This is a genomic window from Leptospira andrefontaineae, assembly GCF_004770105.1.
GTDB lineage: Bacteria > Spirochaetota > Leptospiria > Leptospirales > Leptospiraceae > Leptospira_B > Leptospira_B andrefontaineae.
Genome location: NZ_RQEY01000015.1, coordinates 31,322 through 49,930 on the forward strand (window position 1 = coordinate 31,322; position 18,609 = coordinate 49,930).

An 18,609-nucleotide genomic window follows, 5' to 3' on the forward strand; every position below is an offset into this window, starting at 1 on the left:
TGTTGATAAAATCTAGTTGTATTCCGAATAAAAAAGGATTTTTTAATGAAGGAAACTTTAATCTCTTTGAGTAATATCGGTTTGTCTAAATGGGAAAAGCCGGTTTTCCTTTGGCAATTCGGATCCAGAGATCGGCAGTAAAGGCATAAATTTTATGGACGAACATTCTCATCACCAGCACGGTCCTCATCCGTTAACACATAAGGTCTCAGAACCTGTAAGACCATTCAAAAAAACTGAATATGTTTGCCCGATGCATCCTGAAATACGCAGAGATAAACCGGGAGATTGTCCGATCTGCGGAATGACTTTAGTGCCTCAAGGAGGAGAGCCCGACTCCGATGAGGAAGATAAGGAGATCCGCTCCCTATTCGGTAAATTTGTATTATCAACTATCTTAACACTCCCCTTATTTTTTTTGGCAATGTCTGAGATGTTTTTTCCTCATTCAGTTTCCGAATTCACTTTCGGCTTTGGAGATCGTATACAATTTGTCTTATCTTCTCTGGTATTTTGGGGACCTGGATTCTTCTTGGTGAGAAAAGGGATCATCTCCTTCAAGAGTATGAACCTGAATATGTACAGCCTGATCCTAATAGGAGTGGGTGCGGCTTATTTATTTTCCACTGTAGCACTTTTCTTTTCCGATTTTTTTCCGGATTCTCTTCATTCTCACGGTAAGGCTGCTTTATATTTCGAAGCCGCTTCCGTTATTCTCACCTTAGTAATATTAGGCGAATATCTTCAAGCCAGAGCACAGAGAAGGACCGGAGGCGCGATCCAAGCTCTCCTAGGTTTGTCTCCTAAAACCGCTCATTTGCTGGAAGGAAATTCAGAAAGAGAGATCCAAATAGAAGAGATCCGAGTAGGAGATAGGCTTAGAGTTAAACCGGGAGAAAAAATCCCAATCGATGGTAAGATAGAAGAAGGTTCCAGCTACGTGGAAGAGTCCATGCTAACCGGAGAACCACTTCCTGTAAAAAAAGAAAAAGGGGATCGTGTATTCGGTGCCACGGTAAATCAAACCGGAAGTTTTGTTTTGATAGCGGATAAGGTAGGATCCGAAACTGCTTTATCACAGATCATTCATATGGTGGAAGAAGCTCAGAGGAGTAAGGCACCTATTCAAGGTTTGGCGGATCGTGTGGCGGGTTGGCTCGTTCCTTTTGTTCTTCTTATCTCTGCTATTACTTTTTGCATTTGGTATTTTTTCGGTCCCGAACCTTCTCTTTCTTATGCTGTTCTAAATTCATTATCCGTCTTGATCATTGCTTGTCCTTGCGCTTTAGGACTTGCTACCCCTATCTCCGTAATGGTCGGAGTAGGTATCGGAGCTCAAAATGGGATCTTGATACGAAATGCAGAAGCGCTAGAAAAAACGGAGAAGGGTACGGTTCTATTTACGGATAAAACCGGAACATTGACGGAAGGACGTCCTAGGGTGACGGAAATTTATCCTGAGAATGAACGGGTCTTAAAATTGGCTTCCGCTCTGGAATCTAGGAGTGAACATCCGATTGCGAAAGCAATTGTTCGTAAGGCGGAAGAATCCGGTCTTCTTATTCCGGACGTGATCGATTTTTCTTCGATTACGGGTAACGGAGTCACCGGTAAAATAGAAGGCAAATCCGTATACATTGGTAAGAAGAAATTTTTGAATGTAAAAGAAATATCGGAAGATCTATTAAAGAATGAAGAAGTTTTTTTAAACCAAGGAAAAACAGTAGTTTGGGTCGCCGAAGACGAAAAGTATATAGGTATCATATCTGTTGCTGACCCGATCAAAGAGACAACGCCTAAGGCTGTTTCGGATATCGGATCTTTTGGGATAAGGATCGTGATGTTAACCGGAGACGCAAAAGTTTCCGCAAAAAAAGTAGGGGATCAGATCGGGATACAGGAGATCTACTCGGAATTAAGTCCGGAAGGAAAGAGGGAGATCGTAAAAGCGGCTAAAAAAGAGACTGAGATCTTATTAGTCGCAGGAGACGGTATAAATGATGCTCCAGCGCTATCCGAATCGGATGTAGGGATCGCCATGGGATCCGGAACGGAAATTGCAATCCAGAGTGCGTCCATTACTTTGGTTAAAGGAGATCTATTAGGAATATCTAAAGCGATCCGTTTGAGCAAAGCTACTATGAAGAATATTAAAATGAACCTATTCTTCTCATTTGCGTATAATTTCTTAGGAATACCGATTGCTGCAGGGTTACTATATCCTTTTTTCGGGATATTACTTTCTCCGATGATCGCAGGAGCCGCTATGAGTCTGAGTTCCGTTTCTGTAGTGATGAATGCTCTTCGTCTCAGAAAAATCGAATTATATTAAGATAGAGGCTTTTTGTCTTTGTCGAAAAACTTTTTGTGGATCAGGTCTTGGATAAGATCTTTATCTTCTTCCGAAAGGCTGATGAAGATTACGTTTGCTTTTTTTCCGGAGACTCGGATCACTTCTGATTCGAGTTCCATGTTTTTGCCGTTGATATTCCCGAATAGGATGATCCGGTCTCCTTCGAAAACGGAAGTGCGGGTCTCTATGCCGGCTCCTCCAGTTCCTATATCAACGATGAATACCGGAAATCTTTGGGTCCTACCCTTAACTATAAAATCGCCGTCGATGGTGATTTTGACGCGAGCGTTCTTCCTCTTCTGTTGAGAAGGGTCCCGGTATTCGTATTTATCGTCGAAAAGGGAATTAGTGCCCGCCATACGACAATCATGCAGAAGTTCGAAATTCAGTCAAAGTGAAATTGTAATCCTCTTCAGGTCCCTCTTCGCAGGGCTGAGAATTCTTGTAAGAGAAATAAACGGAAGCTCCATCTAAAACGATTACCGTTCTGGACACGGAATGTGCGTCTCTTCTATGCATACAAGGCGATAGAGCGCCTTGTTCCGGTAGATGAGACGATAAGAATGACTTAGCTATATTTGCAAAATCTGTGGCATCCGGAAGGGAAGAAGGACGAAAATTATTATCGAAGGTTTCTCTTCTGACTACTTGGGCCTTAGGTCCTTGTGTAAAAGAACTTCCGAAAACTGAAAATGTTTCCGAGTCCGTTTCTGTTTGGTAAACTTTGCCGTCCCAGATAAAAATTTCAGTCTTCTCTTTGCTAGCCTTGAATAGTTTGAATGGATAATATTTTTCCAGTTCAGCATCCGTATAAGACTCCGCAGTTCTTTCTCCAAGTAGAATGGAGCGGACTAGTAGACCTCTACTCACAGGATTGCGCAGTAATTTTAACGTGGCTTCGTAATAGTTCACTAAACAGACAATTTCTCCTGCTTGGGTGATTCCTATCCAAGTTCCTCCTGCTTCTCCATCAATTGGCGCGATAGCTTTTCCGGAATTTGATTCCAATAATTGAGGAAGGAGAGAAGGTTTTCTTTTTACGGATTCATCTCTATTAAATCCGACTCCAAGTATTCCTTTGCTTGGGTCTCTATATATCAAAGAAGTGCACATTTTATTTTCCTATGCTTAAGAAGAAATCCACTCTTTCGTTTCGATCCACTTCATAGGCTCCATTGCCAGGGATCAAAGGTAAAGTTTCTCCATAACCTCTGTATCTATATCTTCCGAATTCATAATCTTTTCCAAATAAAGATTGGAATACTTTCTTCGCTTTTTCTTCAGAAGCTCTTAGATTGTATTCATCGTCTCCTCTATGAGAAGTATGGATCTGGAGTTCGGCTTTATATCCGGGAAATTTACTTAAGACCGATTTTAGTTTAGAAGGTAATGTCCACCATTTGTCTTCGTAGATACGATTAGGGACTGAAAATCTAAATCCTTCTTTTTCTTTTACGACTAGGATATCGGTTTTGATATCTCCTAGTTCTAATTCTTCTTCTCCACCGAATACGTCTTTGTAAGAGAGAACAAATCTTAGCTCTGCTAAGGATCCTATTCTTCTTCCTTGATCGTCTAATCCGTACCAAATCAATTTGTCGGGACCATTGCCTGTCCCAATCCAGCTACGAACGATCCTTTCTTCCTGTTTTTCTCCGTCAAAATAGGATTCCATAATATTGATCTTCCAGGACTCGATCGGGAGCCCTTTGGATCTTAGACGGATCTCGACTAGATCTTTTTGCCAATCTCCATCAGGTGTAAAGCCACCTGGAGAAACATCGTAGGAGAATTTCGGTCTCTGGTCGGAAAGTTGGAATTTTTTAGGAACACTGATATGCTTGTCATATCTATTATGTACCGTTAGACGATATAGATAAGTTCCCGGACCTAAAGGTTTGTTTTCCTTATTCTTAGGTTCCCAGATAAATTCCGCAGGAGGTTCCCCTAAGGATTTTTGAGAGAAGACTAAATTATCCTCTTTTACTTCATTCTTGAAAATTTCTAGTTCATAAGAATCTGATTTTAATTTAGAAGAAACGTATGATATAAATTTAATACGATTTAAAGGATTGTTCGGGTCGGAAGGAAATAAATCCCCTTCTACATTTAAATCCACTCCGGAAGAATCATTTTTAATCGTCAGGTTTTCGATTTTATCGATGGATTCGTTTCCAGCAGGATCTCTTCCTGTGAGTTTATATGTGTACAAACCCGGGGGAACAGGCCTTCCGTTTGAATCGGTTCCGTCCCAGACTAGTTGATAAGGAACTTCTCTATTTCTCCAAGTATATGCTTTTAAGGATCTACCTTCGAAGTCTAAAAATTCTCCAATAAAAATATCGGCAGATTCTCCGGAGGTTTTTTGTTGTATGATGATCTTGGATAAATTCCTATCTTCGCTTAATAATAACTTAGTCTTACAATTTGCTTCCGCTTTGGGAGGCCTTGCATCTAGATAGAATGTGGATTCTTCGGAAAGTATCCTTTCTTTGTTTGCGGTAAGTAAAAATAACTGGTACGTATAATATCCGTCACCTACTGGAGTTCCGTTTTCATTCTCTCCATCCCATTCCAGGATAGAAGGTAGATAAATATCTTCCGGAGCGAATTCGTTCTCGTCTGAAAAAAGTGTGAATCCTTTTTTACGGATCTTTCCTGCTTCGAATTTTCGAACAGTTTCTCCCGAGGCGCTTCGGATCGTTAGCTCCCAATCTTGCAATTTTGGCAAAGAAGAAGTTTGTATCTTGAATCTGAGAATATCAGAGACCCCGTCCCAGTTCGGAGAGAAGGAGCCGGATTCGGTACTGATGAGTGAATTTGCGGAAATCGAAGAAGAGAATAGAACTCCCAGAATACCTAAAAAAGGAAAAATTTTTCCGAACATGCTACTAGGAAATTCCTTCCGAGAAAAAATGCACTTATGTTTTATCCTCTAATTTTCTATTGCGGATCGAACCCATATGAGTTCCCGCATTGGAAGGTTCGGACTTTTCGGTATAACGTTTTAATGCAAAGGTGACGGAGGCAAATGCGATCTCTTCCCATGGTATTTCTTCCGGGGAGAATAATTTTACTTCTTCCGATTCGGGGCTTTCTGAAAAAATTCCATCGATCAAATTGGCAAGGAAGAACATATAAACTTGGCTGATATGAGGTATGCTGTATACGGAATGAAGACGAACAATATCGATTTTAGCATTCGCTTCTTCCGAGGTTTCTCTTGCCGCACCTTCTTCTACTGTTTCTCTATTTTCTAAAAACCCAGCGGGTAGGGTCCAATATCCTTTTCTGGGTTCTATAGCACGTTTGCAGAGTAGTATTTTGCCCTCCCAAATAGGAATGGTCCCAACGATTACCTTCGGATTTTGGTAATGTATGGTTCCGCAGTTCTCACAAACGTATCTTGTGAGACTGTCTCCTTCCGGGATTTTTTGGACTACTTCAGAGCCGCAAACGCTGCAAAATTTCATGCTTTAGAAAACCTTCTCCATGCCAAGATCGCTTCTAATAATAACCAAACGGTTAGAAAAATCAAAACTCCTCCAACTGTAGCGAGTAAATAACTAGGAGATTTGGAGAATAAGAAGTCGTAGAAGTTAATAACCATTGCCCAGAGTGTTGCACCTAATACGAAAATCATCGGTATAAAACTGATCCAGGTCTTTTTCTTAGAATACAATAAATAGATTGTGATTACAAGCAATGCAAGCCCTGCAAGTAGCTGGTTTGTGGTGCCGAATAGTTTCCAAAGTGCCAGTCCAGCCGTAGTCTTTTTGCCTCCTTGGTCTATTTGTAAGAAGGCAAAAAATCCGATCGCTACGCATGCGATGATGCTGGAAACATAACGGTTTCCTAAAACTTTTCTGATCGTTTCCGAACTAAAACTTTCTGCGATCTCTTCAATATTATATCTTAATAATCTGGTCGCTGAATCCAAAGAAGTCAAAGCGAAGCTTACTACCACAAGTGCAATAAAACCTTGAGCAAAACCTTCGTCGAAACCTAATTGAGAAATAAATCTTCCGGTTCCGTAGATATAAGCACCTACGGAAGGTGCCAAGCCTTGAATTCCGGACCAAGATTTATAAAAGGAAGACCATTCTCCTGCGGATGCAAATCCGATCGTGCATGCAACGACGGACGTAAGTCCTAAAAGTGATTCACCGATCATTCCACCGTATCCGATCACTCTTGCGTCTATTTCTCTGTCCAATTGTTTTGCAGTCGTTCCGGAACTTACCAAAGCATGAAAACCGGAAACGGCTCCGCAAGCGATCGTGATGAATACGAATGGAATAATATCCATATCCACTTTTTCAGTTCGGATCGCTTCCGCATTAAAGGAAGAAAATTCTCCGAAGATACTTCCTTTTACAAAACCGAAATAGATTGCGATGATCCCCAAATACAATAAGAAGGAATTGATATAGTCTCTACTTTGGAGAAGTAGCCAAACTGGAGTTACGGAGGCCAGAAAAGCGTATGCAAGAAGTATAATTTTCCAGATCGGAACTCCCGGAGATTTGTCTATATCATTTAACCCTGTCCAGGTTAAAATGGAATCATTCATGCCGAGCACCATGACGACCAAGGTAAGGGCTACGGAAGCGAATGTAAGAGGTCCTAACTTCATTCTTTTTTTATAATGAAGCCAACCCACTAAGATTGCAAACACCATGATCCCGGCTGTAGGGATCACAGCTTCCGGGAAATGACTTCTGAGTTTAATCGGAGAAGATTGTGTTTCTACTCTAACCTCTGAAGGGTGAACATGGTCCTTGATACTTGGAGCAGTTTGTGTTTGTTCAATTTGTGGAGGAGGAGTAACAGGAGCCTGTTTTAATTTTGGATCTGCAGAGAACATTTCCGCAAGCACGATCACGAACACTCCCATTGCCAATGCGACTAAGAAGAAGATGATTGCATGGAATAAACTTCTCGCCCTTGGTCCTAAAAGATCCTGAGCAACTTGCCCAATTGATTTACCTTGGTTACGAACTGAAACTACGATTGCCCCGAAATCATGAACACAACCGATGAAAATTCCTCCAAATACTACCCAAAGCATTGCAGGCAACCATCCCCAGATCACTGCAACCGCAGGTCCTAGGATAGGAGCGAGTCCCGCGATGGAAGCATAATGGTGCCCGAATAGAACTGCGGGCTTTGTGGGTAGATAATCCACACCGTCATTGAATTTATGAGCAGGTGTATCACCCACAGTATCTTTGAGTTGGAAAATTGATTTGGATAAAAATCCCGAGTAAAACTTATAACCTAAAAAATAAAGAGTGAAACAACCGAAAACCGCGAGAAGGGGTAACATGTGGGAAAAATCTCGTTTTATGCGGCCTGGATCAAATCTTTTTTCTCGGGAAAATGAATAGACAAACTCGGTTACGGGCAGAGGGTCTAAGTATAGGTTCTCGCTTTGAACGCCCGTAGTTTCGATCAGGTCAAATCATCCTTAGAAGACGTAATCTTTGAATTACAGTCTGGGAGCAATGATTGTGAATGGTTTATTTCCTCCGAAAAACTGATCGAAATTTTAGAGATCCGCCGAGAGGATTATTTTAAACTTCTATATACCCTCAGGGGAGAAAGGGAATATTCTTCCAAAGGTTCCCAAGGTTTTACTCAAGACAATGCGGATCTTCTCGTTTTATTATTGGAGAAGGTCCTAAAAATCGAAGGCCTCGCCTACGAATTCGCAAAGGGCGGAGTATATTTCGACGATACTTATCTGGATGAGTTTCGTGCTTTCTTAAAAGAGATCGTTCTTTCCAAATTAGAAAGACATGATCTGGATAAGGAACTTCTTCTTTTACTTATATCTTCCACCAAAAAATTCGAAGACGCATTCGATTCCTATTTCGATGATAAATTCGATCTGCAAAGATTAGTAGACAACGGGATCACTGAATTTTTGGACAGAAAAGGTTTTTCGGGAGATTATGGAGCCGATGTATTCTTAAGAAATTATTTTTTCCAGATCTTAAATACAAAGTTATTCCCGATCCGACAAATCACTTCAGAGTATAGGGACAGAGCTTATTACGAAATTTTCGGAAAATTCAGGGAAGAAGAAAGAGAAAAGACTAAAAAGAAAAAATCAAACTTCCGCAAAAAATTCTCTTCTAGATCGTTCTACGAGGACGAAGATGCGGAAACAAGAGAACACAGGGAATTTTTAGGACTTTCCGAAGAATATACAAAAGCGGAATTAAAAAATAAATACAAAGAGATGATCAAAAAATATCATCCAGACGTAAACAAAAACGGCCTGGAGATGACACAAAAGATCATCGCATCCTATAATTTTTTAGTAATGAAGGATCGTTGATCAAAGTTTCACTCTTTTCTAGGTAAGATTTTCCATTGCTGGTCCGCTTTTATAATATTGCCTGGCACATCTCTTTCCCAAAATCCATGGACCTTTTCGTTATAGTTTAAATATAATTTTCCGGAGACAATTTTCCAAGCTTTAGGATTTGTTTCATACGCTTCTCCGTCTCTCATTGCATAAGCGCAATATCCTCCGTACTGAGGAGCGAAATTCTCCGGAGATTTTTTAAAAGTTTCCAGATTTTTTTCGGATGAGAATTTCCACTCTGCACCTTTCCAGCGATAACTGAATTTAGTATTTCCTTCCCTAGGTTTTGATTCAGTAAAATAAGCGACCGGATCGTAGCCGTGGATCGCTGTTTTTCCATCCTCTTTAAAGATAGGATCCACTATTTGTCTGCCTGCGCAGTCCAAAATGAGTAAAAATAAGATCGGTAAAAAATACGACTTGTTCATGTATCCTTCTTCGGATCGAATCGAAATAGGTTACATCGGAGAAAATATGTCTTCCATCGGCGTGGGCTTAAGAAAAGAACATTATCCTTATCTAAGAATGAATGAGCCTGTCAGAATTTCTTGGTTCGAAGCAATCACCGAGAATTATATGGATACACAAGGCCGTCCTTTGGAGATGTTGGAGTCCGTCCGCAAAAATTTTCCGGTAGCATTACACGGAGTTTCTTTATCCATTCTGGGCGGAAGTTTTCCGGATAAAAAATATATACAAAGATGGAAGGAACTTATCCAGAGAATAGATCCTTTTTTAATTTCGGATCATCTTTGTTGGACTGAACAATCCGGAAATTATCTGCACGACCTTTTACCCTTCCCATTCACGAACGAATTTTTACAATTTGCGATAGAGAGGGCTCAGCAAGTCCAAGAAATTTTAGGAAGAAAGATCTTATTGGAAAATGTTTCGACGTATTTGAGTTTTCCTCAGAGTGAAATGACTGAATGGGAATTTATATCCGAACTTTCCAAAAGAAGCGGGTGTGGTATTCTATTAGATATTAATAATATATACGTGAATTCATTCAACCATGGATTTTCCGCAGAGGAATATTTATGTTCTATACCTTGGGAGAATGTGGGGCAAATCCATCTTGCGGGTCATACGGATACCGGAGAATTTTTATTCGATACACATTCCAGGCCGGTTGCAAAGGAAGTTTGGGATCTATTCTCTATTTTTGCGGATAAGATCCGAGGGATCCCAATTTTATTGGAATGGGACGAGGATATTCCTAGTTTCCCGGAAATGGAAGAAGAAGCACTTAAAGCAAAATCACTTTTGGAATCAGTACCGAAATGAGACCGGAAGAATTTAGAAAAATCTTTTCGAGCGCAGTTTTAAAAAAAGAAGAAGGTCCGTTTTTGTCGGATCAGATCCTGCCTGGCGGAAAATTGGGATCAAATTCGGCGATCGCGGTCTATCAAAATGGCTATCTTGCCAGATTTACGGAAGCCTTGGGAGAAAAATACGAAGCTGTCTGGAAAGTTTTGGGCGATGAGGATTTTTTTGAAACTGCAAAAACTTTTATAGAAGATCATCCATCTCATTCTTATAATATATCTAATTATGGAGAGGATTTCCCGGATTTCTTGCGAGAAACTTTTGCAGAACATCCCATACTAGCCGAAATAGCGGACTTAGAACTTCATGTTTTTAGAATATTCCATTTGCCACAGAATGGCGTAGATCATCTGCAAAATTCACTTCCACAAAAAGAAACGGAAGATCTGAATATTATCTTTCATGAGTCGGTTCGATTTTTAGAATATTTTTATCCAGTCTATGATCTTTGGAAAACGGAAAACTCGGAAGATCTACCTCAATTTTTGGCGGAAAGGAAACAATATTTGCTCCTAGGGAAAAAAGGATCGGACTTATTCGTTTCTGAGATCGGAGAATGGGAATTTTCTTTTGGTAAATATTTGGCCGAAGGAAAAAGTATTTTGGAGTCTCTGGAAATTATAGGAAATCCCCCGAAAGGTTTGGGATCTATTTCCGAGTTCCTTTCGGGGATGAAGATAAATCGTTTGATAATAAATATTAGCTCTTAAATGTTCCTTTCTTGGATTCACATTCTTTTTTAGTAAGAGAGATCCAACCTTCTCCTTTGCAGGAATTTTTTCCGGCGCAACTATGCCCCTTTCCACCACAGTCACCTGTTCCTTTACAAGAATTGATCCCGTGGCATTCTCCTTTAGGCTCTTCTGATTTTGCCTCTTTCTTTTCTGCCATCGCTCCTGTTGTAAATAAGCCTGTTAGAGCAGCTCCGATGATCATACTTTTAGTTAGATCGTTCATATTTCATTTCTCCAAATGATGTATCTAAGCCTGATTTCTTTGGCCTGATCTGTTCCTATTTCGGTGGGAAGTGGAGAAGGTTACGTATAAAAAAGAAGAAAGAAAAGAATGTGGGAGAAGATTGGAAACATCGGGACCTTCTTTCAAAAGCCCCGATTGGATAAAATAAATTATTCTGGAAGAGCTTCGCCTTCGATGCGGATAGAAACTTCTTCTCCGAGTAAAAGTCCGCCTTTTTCCAAAGGTTTGTTCCAAGCGATATCAAAATCAGCTCTTTTGATCTTAGTTTCTGCTTCGAAACCTAGGTGAGTGTTTCCCCACGGGTCTTTTGCGGAACCGGAAAATTTAACTTCTAAAGTAACAGGTTTAGTTACTCCTTTGATAGTTAATTCTCCTTGGATCTTAGAAACTCCGCCTTTTTTAACGGTAGCTTTTTTTGCTTTGAAGGTAAGAGAAGGATGATCATCTACATTGAAAAAATCTTTTCCTTTTAAGTGTCCGTCTCTTTTCTCATCGTTAGTGTTGATAGAAGCTGCTTTGATGGTTACGTCTAGGTCGGTAAGAGTGCCGGTAGCTTCGTCGTAAGCGAATTTTCCGCTGAAGTCTTTAAAACTTCCGGATACGTTAGAAATGGTAAGGTGTTTGATCTTGAAGCCAACGCCAGTATGAGCGTTATCTAATTTGAAATTTCCAGCTTGAAGACTGCCGAAAGTTAAAAGCACCAGAAGACTAGGGATCAGATAAAGTTTCGTTTTCACGAGAGGTTTTCTCCTTTGAGAATGTTTGGACTTTAGACTGATCTCCCGGTGTAATTATCGAAATTACAAGTAAAAATAGAAAATTTATTTGGAAAAAGGGAAGTGCCGGTGTTTGTACCGGCGAGAATTCGTTTTATATATTAGGAAAATAGATTGTATCTTAGGACGCAGTAGATCGCTCTAAATCCGTCTTTCCAACCGATCTTCTTACCTTCTGCGTAAGTACGCCCGTAATAGGAAATTCCTACTTCGTAAATACGAATGTCCGGGATTTTTGCAATCTTGGCAGTGATCTCTGGTTCGAATCCGAAACGATTTTCTTTAATATCGATCCCTTGAATGACTTCTCTTCGAAATGCCTTATAACAGGTTTCCATATCAGTCAGATTAATGTTTGTGAACATATTGGAAAGGGTGGTTAAGAATAGATTTCCCAGTCTATGCCAGTAATAAACTACTCTGTGTGCTCTTCCACCCATGAATCTGCTTCCGAAAACAACGTCCGCTTTTCCTTTGAAGATTGGATCAATTACATCCGGAATTTCGAACGGATCATATTCTAAATCTGCGTCTTGTACGATGACTATATCACCTTTGGCAGCTTTGAATCCAGTACGGAGCGCCGCGCCTTTTCCCTGGTTCTTCTCGTGGAATACGAGCTGGTCCACCAACTTTTTAAAAGGTGCAGTTTTGAGGAGTTCTCTTGTTCCGTCCGTGGAAAAATCGTCCACAAGGATGATTTCCTTATCCTTAACAGGTACTTTCTTTACGGTTTCTAAAATGTTTTTAATGGTCTGTTTTTCGTTATAACAGGGAATTACGATGGAAAGTTTCATTTAACGTCCAGACCGACTAAGTCGCTCATCCGGAAATCTCGGATGATATTTTCGGCTTTAACGATTATTTTTTCTAATGCGATACCGAAAAGTAAATTCTTATATGCTTCCGACGCTTTCGGATAGTCTCTGTCGTTGACTTGTACGGTCATTCTATCGCTGACCCTGTTCTTCTCCACACATTCCAATGCGGTTTTTCTGAGTCCTGCGAGTGCAATACATACTTCTTTCAGAATGTTCTGAGAATCCCTTTCCATTGAGGATTGGTTCCCATTTGCATCTAATAATGCCTTAATATGTTCTGAAATACGAAGAGAAGGCATCCCTCTTTTAGTAACTCCAACCCTTTCAATCATAGAGATACTATCTTGGAAGGCGGAATATTCAGGAGTTCCTCTAAATATATGGATGAGAACGGGAAGGTCAGTTTCCGCGAAGGATGTCATAGCACCGTAAAAATATCTCATTTCCGGTCTAGCCAACGGATGGAAATCCACCCTTTGGTATTTGGAAAGTTTTTCCTCTTGTTCGTCCAGGATACGATTGATCGTTTCTCCCTTGGAGGCGTTCCTTCTTTCCGCGAGTTCCTTATGTTTAGTTTTGATCTTTTCCAGAAAGTCCACTTCGTCTTTCAGGAAATTGTCCAGGTTTCCCCTATGTTTGAGGGTTTGGATATAACGATCCTCGAAACCTTTGGCATCGAAAATTTTAGGACTTTGTTTGGCCCCTTCCCGGTATTCGGTTCGGAGTTTTTCTACGATTGTTTTTATCTCTTGGTCGCTAAGTGCCATGCAAAAGGTTTCTATCCTTCGCTATCGGCCCATTTTTGCAAGGAGATAAGTAGTCCGCCTATATCTTCCGAACAATATAATAAGGCACTTCTGGCATCCTTATACATCTGTTGTTGGTTATAGGCTACTTGTTTTAGATGGTTTTCGTTTTTAGTATTCAGTACGTTTAATGCGTTCAGGACCATTTTTTTGAGTTTTCTGGCCAGATCCAAGAGAAGTTCCTGCATTTCCCAGCGGATAACTAGTTTTAATTTTTCTATATCAGAGGTTTTGGATTGTAATGCCTGTTTACGATGAGACTCGTACTTTGCTATATAATAGGTGATTGATCTTGGATAAGAAGTCAGCTCTTTATGATAATTTAATATCTTATCCAACTTCTGGAAGAACTCGATATCGAATTCTCTCCCCAGATTTCCTACTATATTCTTGTTCTCGGAAGGATCTCCGGTTGCTTCGAAAATTTTAGAATTTCGAATATTGTTTAATACTGATTCGATCCTGTCCTTGATCTTTTGGAATTGTTGAACACTATCTTCGATATATTTCGTTTCTCTGTTGGAACCTGCTTCTATATTCTCTATAAAAACAGGAACATCTTCTTTTCCGGTATTAGTAATAATTCCCGCATCTGCAATATTCAGATCTACTTTGGAAAGATCGAATATATCGTTTTGGACAGAATTCATTCTAACAGATAGATCCGGACCTTCTGCCGGAGTAATATCCAATTCTTTTTGAATGTTGGGAGTATAAGCAGGCTTTTCAGAATTCGCAGAACTTGGCTTAGTATTTTTTGTTTTTTCGGCTAGGTTCTCTATCCAGTCAGCACTAGGATGTTTTGTACTTTTAAGAAGATTGGATAATTTCTGTAGATCTAAAGGATTGGATGCCGCTTTTGGATTTACTCTGCCTAGTTTAGGTTTATTCGCTTCTGCTTCGGAAGCTTTTTGAAGAGTGATTCGAATGATCTCCGCCTTTCTACTTTCTTTATTGAAACGAACAGCATAACGGTTCCCGTTCCTGTCCAAATATTTGGTTCCCAATTGAGCCAAAGAAAGTTTATTCGGATCGATCTCATCGATCGAATTCACGATGATATAGTCTTGTGCTTGTCTTGATATCATGCGAGGCAGCGTCCCTGGACTTCCAATAGGACGAATAATTAATTTCCAATCTACTAAATCAAAAAAATAAGATAAAAATAAGTGCAAGCAAAGCAAAAAATTCTTTTGAACCTTAGTTTAGTAAATTTATTTCCGACATACCTCGTTTAAGGTAGATGTTGGGTTTAATGTAGACATTGGAGCTCCAACAGAATGATTACAGGATTAGTTACTTAAGTGCAAATAACGCATCCGTCAAATTCGAAGTTGGCACCAGTGGGTCAGTGATCCTTCTTTCTTATCCGCCGAGACTTGGGCGGATCTTAAATGCGACAGCGATCGCAGCGGAAATCCCGCGTAGCGGATTGAAGCGGAGAGCGCGATCGCTCGTAAAGCGGACAAAAGAAGTAAAACCGCGTTGACAGGCTGCCTGGGTACGAAAATCTGGGCTCAATCCCTGAATAGGAAGTAGAGATCCTTGGCGAATATTAAATCTTCAGAAAAAGATATCCGTAGAACGAAACGCAGAAACGCGGCAAATTCTCAAAACAGGAATCGCCTTAGGACCCAAGCTAAAAAGATCCTAAAAGCGCTTCAAGATGGAGAAAAAGACTCCTTAAAATCTTTGTTCGGACAGTATTCTTCTCTTCTGGACAAAGCTGCGAAAACCAACCTGATCCACTCTAAAAATGCAGATCGCAAAAAGAGTCGGATGGCATTGCGTATCAATCAGGCTGCAACCGCATAATAACCGTTTTCATAACGGGCGATTAGCTCAGCTGGGAGAGCGCCTCCCTTACAAGGAGGATGTCGGCAGTTCGATCCTGTCATCGCCCATGTTCTCATCCCAATTTAAAAAATATTCCCCGGAATCATGGCTCTAAATCATCAAAAACCGGTCTTCCAACACCCGGATTTGATGGTTTCTGTGTCCGGAATCCGGGGAATCATTCCTACCGGATTAAGTCCCGACGTAATTTTCCATTCACTCATGGCCTTTGGGTCCAGACTCAAAGGTAATACTGTAGTCATCGGAAGAGATTCTCGTCCGAGCGGTGCTTATATAGAAAATATTGCGATCGGTATCATGCTCGGAATGGGCAAAAATGTGATCCGTCTGGGGATTGTTCCTACTCCTACAGTTAAGGCAGTGGTGGCTCAGTCAGGAGCTGCCGGTGGGATCATGATCTCAGCTTCTCATAATCCGGTAATCTGGAATGCATTTAAGTTTATAGGACCCGGTGGTTTTTTTACTAACGCACAAGACTTAGAAGGTCTCTTAGATCTGGTCCGAAAAGAAGATTATAAACCTTTCCAATTCAAACCGAATACGGATGTGGAAGACGGAACCGACAGGATCCAGGCTCATATCGATTCCGTTTTGGCTCGAGTGAATGTATCTGCGATCAAACGTAAAAAATTTACGGTATTTCTGGATGCAGTAAATGGTGGGGGAAGCTTCGTTTTACCCGAATTGTTAAGTCGCTTGGGTTGTAAGGTCATTTTACAACATTGTACTCCTGATGGAACGTTTCCTCGTCCGCCTGAGCCTACACCTGATGCGCTCAAACAATCTTCTCGTCTGATCAAAAAATCCAAAGCGGATATAGGTTTTGCTTTGGATCCTGATGCGGACAGACTTGTAGTTTTATCTCCTAAAAAAGGGGCAATCTCTGAAGAATTAACTCTTCCTCTCAGCTTTATGTCCTACCTTACTTCTAATTCGGTCCCGAAGAAGGCATCCATCACTGTGAACCTCTCCACAAGTTTTGTGAATGATTGGGTCGCGGATACTGTTGGAATTCCGACTTATCGATCTAAGGTGGGAGAAGCAAACGTTGTGGCAGAAATGATACACCGTAAGTCTGTTTTTGGCGGAGAAGGGAACGGAGGAGTCATCGATCCGGCAATCCCATCTTTCGGGAGAGACTCTCTTTCGGGGGTTGCTCATATACTGAATCTGCTTGCCCTAAAGGGGGAAGATGCTGAAACTGTGATAGGTAGTCTTCCTGCGGTTCATATGCGCAAGATCGCCTACAAGATCGCGGGGCAGAAGACGGAGCAGATTTATTCTAAGTTTCGCAGCGCCTTCTCCGAATATAAAGAAGATTCGAGAGACGGTTTACGTTTAGCGAACCAGGACTCTTGGATACATATTCGACCTTCGAATACCGAGCCGATCCTCCGGTTGATTGGAGAGGCCAGAACCAAAAAGGATCTGGAATCCCTTTTAAATAAAGCCGGAAAGATCATGGAGAATTCATAATATATGTGTGGAATCGTAGGATACGCTGGCGATAAGAACGTAGAATCTGTACTCATAGTAGGTCTCATCGGTTTGGAGTATCGTGGATACGATTCAGCCGGGATCGCGGTCCTGGACAGAGGGGAGATCCAAGTCCGTAAACAGAAAGGGAAAATTAAGGATTTGGAGAATTACCTAAAGGAACATCCGATCCGAGGTAATGTCGGAATTGGTCATACTCGTTGGGCAACCCATGGTGAACCAAACCAAATCAACGCTCACCCTCATACTGATTCCAAATCTACCGTAGCAGTAGTACATAACGGAATTATAGAAAATTATTCCGAACTCAGACAAGAACTCAAACAAAAAGGTTTCGTATTCCATAGTATGACGGATACCGAAGTTCTTCCCAATCTTTTGGCGGAGAGTAGAAAAAGAGGGAAATCCAATAAGGAAGCTTTTTTAGAATTATTTGATAGAGTTCATGGAAAATGGGCCGTTGCAGTCGTATTCGACAACGAACCGGACAGAGTGTATTTTGCTCAAGACGGAGCACCTTTACTTTTAGGAAGAGGAAAAGAAGAATACTATCTTGCTTCTGATATTTCTCCTCTGACTAGGAACTGTAGAGAAGTTTATTATATCAACTCCAAAGAATGGGGATACTTTACAAAAACCGAATGTAAGATCTTCGGATTTGACGGTTCCGAGAAAGAATTCGAATTCAAAACTCAGGATATCAAATTCGAGGATGTAGACAAAGGCGGTTATCCTCATTTTATGATCAAGGAGATCCACGAACAACCTGGGATCTTCCGTAGGATCATACAATCTCGTATTTCTGAGAGCGGTGAGATCGAATTCCCTGAAAGTACAATTTCCAGAGAGATGATGTCCAAGGTAAACCGTATCATCATCCAAGCGGCAGGAACCAGCTATTATGCCGGAATGCTCGGAAAACATTATCTGGAAAATTTTGCAAAGATCCAAACTGATACCGAAACTTCTTCTGAGTTTCGTTATAGAAACCCTGTGGTCGAAGGTGATACTTTGATCGTGGGAATTTCACAGTCCGGGGAAACTGCGGATACTCTTGCTTCTCTTTTAGAAGCTAAAGCAAAGTTTATCAAGGTTCTTTCCTTGGTGAATAATGTGAATTCCACAATCGCGAGAGAATCGGATTCATTCATCAGAACGGATGCCGGTCCTGAGATCGGGGTCGCGAGTACAAAGGCATTCACTGCACAGGTAATTAACCTTCTTCTTTTTTCATTATATGTAGCCCGTTTGAAATGGATTGTTTCCGACGAAGAACTAAAGACACTTTTAGAAGAGATCAGACTTCTTCCAGGCAAGATGGAGAGAATTTTGGCTCAGGCACATATCTTAGAAAACTGGGCCGCAGATTTTACTAAGACCAAAGATTTTGTATTTTTAGGTAGGACCTACAACCATCCAGTCGCGTTAGAAGGTGCCTTGAAATTAAAAGAGGTCTCTTATATCCACGCTTCCGGTTATGCGGGTGGGGAATTCAAACATGGACCGATCGCACTCATTACGAATGAAGTGCCGGTGGTATGTATCGCGACCAAATCCGAAATTTATAGCAAAATGCTTTCCAATATCCAGGAAATCAAAGCAAGAAACGGGATCATGATCTCCATTGTAACCGAAGGAGATAAAGAGGCAAAAGAGCTTTCGGACTACTGTTTTGAAGTTCCGGACTGTCCGGAAATTTTAAGTCCGATACTGAATGTTCTTCCTCTCCAACTTCTGGCCTATTATTCTGCCGTGGCTAGGGGTTGTCCTCCGGACCAACCTAGAAACCTAGCAAAGTCCGTCACAGTGGAGTAGT

General features: G+C 40.9%; 18 protein-coding genes and 1 tRNA gene. 8 read left to right on the plus strand and 11 right to left on the minus strand.

The annotated features are described in order from the left end of the window. Positions 1-154 precede the first annotated feature (154 nt). On the plus strand, positions 155-2,332 hold the full coding sequence (locus EHO65_RS09110; RefSeq protein ID WP_135773802.1) for a copper-transporting P-type ATPase: 2,178 nt from the start codon (positions 155-157) through the stop codon (positions 2,330-2,332). Here EHO65_RS09110 and EHO65_RS09115 read toward each other — a convergent pair. Genes EHO65_RS09115 through EHO65_RS09135 form a run of 5 tightly spaced genes read right to left on the minus strand, consistent with a single transcriptional unit; the run spans position 2,329 to position 7,682 of the window. Next, entirely contained in the window at positions 2,329-2,712 is a 384-nt protein-coding gene (locus EHO65_RS09115) for a PilZ domain-containing protein (protein WP_086448004.1), read from the minus strand. The two genes, EHO65_RS09110 and EHO65_RS09115, sit on opposite strands and share 4 nt — an antisense overlap. A 7-nt stretch (positions 2,713-2,719) precedes the next feature. After that, on the minus strand, positions 2,720-3,466 hold the full coding sequence (locus EHO65_RS09120; protein ID WP_135773803.1) for an NRDE family protein: 747 nt from the start codon (positions 3,464-3,466) through the stop codon (positions 2,720-2,722). A gap of 1 nt (position 3,467) precedes the next feature. Beyond that, positions 3,468-5,240, minus strand: coding sequence for a fibronectin-binding adhesin Lsa66 (lsa66, locus tag EHO65_RS09125; protein WP_135773804.1), 1,773 nt, complete (start codon positions 5,238-5,240; stop codon positions 3,468-3,470). A gap of 34 nt (positions 5,241-5,274) precedes the next feature. Further along, positions 5,275-5,826: an NUDIX hydrolase gene (locus EHO65_RS09130; RefSeq protein WP_135773805.1), complete on the minus strand. Its 552-nt coding sequence runs from the start codon at positions 5,824-5,826 to the stop codon at positions 5,275-5,277. Further along, positions 5,823-7,682 carry a carbon starvation CstA family protein gene (locus tag EHO65_RS09135; RefSeq protein WP_135773806.1) on the minus strand — a complete coding sequence of 620 codons (1,860 nt, stop codon included), beginning with the start codon at positions 7,680-7,682 and terminating at the stop codon, positions 5,823-5,825. Before EHO65_RS09135 ends, EHO65_RS09130 begins: the two co-directional genes overlap by 4 nt. 105 nt (positions 7,683-7,787) lie before the next feature. Between EHO65_RS09135 and EHO65_RS09140 the strand changes: the two genes are divergently transcribed. Then, positions 7,788-8,699 (plus strand): DnaJ domain-containing protein, encoded by a 912-nt coding sequence (locus EHO65_RS09140; protein ID WP_135773807.1) that lies wholly within the window; start codon positions 7,788-7,790, stop codon positions 8,697-8,699. An 8-nt stretch (positions 8,700-8,707) separates the two neighbouring features. Here EHO65_RS09140 and EHO65_RS09145 read toward each other — a convergent pair whose 3' ends face one another. Beyond that, positions 8,708-9,157, minus strand: coding sequence for a YHS domain-containing (seleno)protein (locus EHO65_RS09145; protein ID WP_135773808.1), 450 nt, complete (start codon positions 9,155-9,157; stop codon positions 8,708-8,710). Between the two features lie 46 nt (positions 9,158-9,203). Between EHO65_RS09145 and bufB the strand changes: the two genes are divergently transcribed. Together bufB and EHO65_RS09155 are read left to right on the plus strand one after the other, a co-directional pair. After that, positions 9,204-10,016 (plus strand): MNIO family bufferin maturase, encoded by an 813-nt coding sequence (gene bufB / locus EHO65_RS09150; protein ID WP_135773809.1) that lies wholly within the window; start codon positions 9,204-9,206, stop codon positions 10,014-10,016. Beyond that, entirely contained in the window at positions 10,013-10,768 is a 756-nt protein-coding gene (locus EHO65_RS09155) for an HvfC/BufC N-terminal domain-containing protein (protein WP_135773810.1), read from the plus strand. The genes bufB and EHO65_RS09155 overlap by 4 nt, the downstream gene beginning before the upstream one ends. Here EHO65_RS09155 and bufA2 read toward each other — a convergent pair. The 5 genes from bufA2 to EHO65_RS09180 all read right to left on the minus strand — a co-directional run bounded on the left by bufA2 (position 10,758) and on the right by EHO65_RS09180 (position 14,527). Further along, positions 10,758-11,015, minus strand: coding sequence for a BufA2 family periplasmic bufferin-type metallophore (gene bufA2 / locus EHO65_RS09160; RefSeq protein ID WP_135773811.1), 258 nt, complete (start codon positions 11,013-11,015; stop codon positions 10,758-10,760). The two genes, EHO65_RS09155 and bufA2, sit on opposite strands and share 11 nt — an antisense overlap. A 170-nt stretch (positions 11,016-11,185) precedes the next feature. Further along, entirely contained in the window at positions 11,186-11,773 is a 588-nt protein-coding gene (locus EHO65_RS09165; RefSeq protein WP_135773812.1) for a YceI family protein, read from the minus strand. Between the two features lie 140 nt (positions 11,774-11,913). After that, positions 11,914-12,609 (minus strand): glycosyltransferase family 2 protein, encoded by a 696-nt coding sequence (locus tag EHO65_RS09170; RefSeq protein WP_086448014.1) that lies wholly within the window; start codon positions 12,607-12,609, stop codon positions 11,914-11,916. Next, complete coding sequence (locus EHO65_RS09175) at positions 12,606-13,400, minus strand: hypothetical protein (RefSeq protein WP_135773813.1); 795 nt, start codon at positions 13,398-13,400, stop codon at positions 12,606-12,608. The genes EHO65_RS09170 and EHO65_RS09175 overlap by 4 nt, the downstream gene beginning before the upstream one ends. An 11-nt stretch (positions 13,401-13,411) precedes the next feature. Next, entirely contained in the window at positions 13,412-14,527 is a 1,116-nt protein-coding gene (locus EHO65_RS09180; protein WP_135773814.1) for an LIC_10450 family protein, read from the minus strand. Between the two features lie 457 nt (positions 14,528-14,984). Between EHO65_RS09180 and rpsT the strand changes: the two genes are divergently transcribed. The 4 genes from rpsT (at position 14,985) to glmS (ending at position 18,608) form a co-directional block, all read left to right on the plus strand. After that, entirely contained in the window at positions 14,985-15,254 is a 270-nt protein-coding gene (gene rpsT / locus EHO65_RS09185; RefSeq protein ID WP_086458106.1) for a 30S ribosomal protein S20, read from the plus strand. A gap of 16 nt (positions 15,255-15,270) precedes the next feature. Further along, positions 15,271-15,343: transfer RNA gene (locus EHO65_RS09190), tRNA-Val, on the plus strand. 37 nt (positions 15,344-15,380) lie between these two features. After that, the gene (gene glmM, locus EHO65_RS09195) at positions 15,381-16,772 is read left to right on the plus strand and encodes a phosphoglucosamine mutase (RefSeq protein WP_135773815.1); all 1,392 of its coding nucleotides are present in this window, start codon (positions 15,381-15,383) and stop codon (positions 16,770-16,772) included. Between the two features lie 3 nt (positions 16,773-16,775). Further along, on the plus strand, positions 16,776-18,608 hold the full coding sequence (glmS, locus tag EHO65_RS09200) for a glutamine--fructose-6-phosphate transaminase (isomerizing) (RefSeq protein WP_135773816.1): 1,833 nt from the start codon (positions 16,776-16,778) through the stop codon (positions 18,606-18,608). Position 18,609: the final 1 nt, after the last annotated feature.

Excerpts from the sequence above, each read along its gene's own strand:
- EHO65_RS09110 (WP_135773802.1), top strand. The coding sequence starts at position 155 with ATGGACGAACATTCTCATCACCAGCACGGTCCTCATCCGTTAACACAT.
- EHO65_RS09115 (WP_086448004.1), bottom strand. The coding sequence starts at position 2,712 with ATGGCGGGCACTAATTCCCTTTTCGACGATAAATACGAATACCGGGAC.
- EHO65_RS09120 (WP_135773803.1), bottom strand. The coding sequence starts at position 3,466 with ATGTGCACTTCTTTGATATATAGAGACCCAAGCAAAGGAATACTTGGA.
- lsa66 (WP_135773804.1), bottom strand. The coding sequence starts at position 5,240 with ATGTTCGGAAAAATTTTTCCTTTTTTAGGTATTCTGGGAGTTCTATTC.
- EHO65_RS09130 (WP_135773805.1), bottom strand. The coding sequence starts at position 5,826 with ATGAAATTTTGCAGCGTTTGCGGCTCTGAAGTAGTCCAAAAAATCCCG.
- EHO65_RS09135 (WP_135773806.1), bottom strand. The coding sequence starts at position 7,682 with ATGTTACCCCTTCTCGCGGTTTTCGGTTGTTTCACTCTTTATTTTTTA.
- EHO65_RS09145 (WP_135773808.1), bottom strand. The coding sequence starts at position 9,157 with ATGAACAAGTCGTATTTTTTACCGATCTTATTTTTACTCATTTTGGAC.
- bufB (WP_135773809.1), top strand. The coding sequence starts at position 9,204 with ATGTCTTCCATCGGCGTGGGCTTAAGAAAAGAACATTATCCTTATCTA.
- EHO65_RS09155 (WP_135773810.1), top strand. The coding sequence starts at position 10,013 with ATGAGACCGGAAGAATTTAGAAAAATCTTTTCGAGCGCAGTTTTAAAA.
- bufA2 (WP_135773811.1), bottom strand. The coding sequence starts at position 11,015 with ATGAACGATCTAACTAAAAGTATGATCATCGGAGCTGCTCTAACAGGC.
- EHO65_RS09170 (WP_086448014.1), bottom strand. The coding sequence starts at position 12,609 with ATGAAACTTTCCATCGTAATTCCCTGTTATAACGAAAAACAGACCATT.
- EHO65_RS09175 (WP_135773813.1), bottom strand. The coding sequence starts at position 13,400 with ATGGCACTTAGCGACCAAGAGATAAAAACAATCGTAGAAAAACTCCGA.
- EHO65_RS09180 (WP_135773814.1), bottom strand. The coding sequence starts at position 14,527 with ATGATATCAAGACAAGCACAAGACTATATCATCGTGAATTCGATCGAT.
- glmM (WP_135773815.1), top strand. The coding sequence starts at position 15,381 with ATGGCTCTAAATCATCAAAAACCGGTCTTCCAACACCCGGATTTGATG.
- glmS (WP_135773816.1), top strand. The coding sequence starts at position 16,776 with ATGTGTGGAATCGTAGGATACGCTGGCGATAAGAACGTAGAATCTGTA.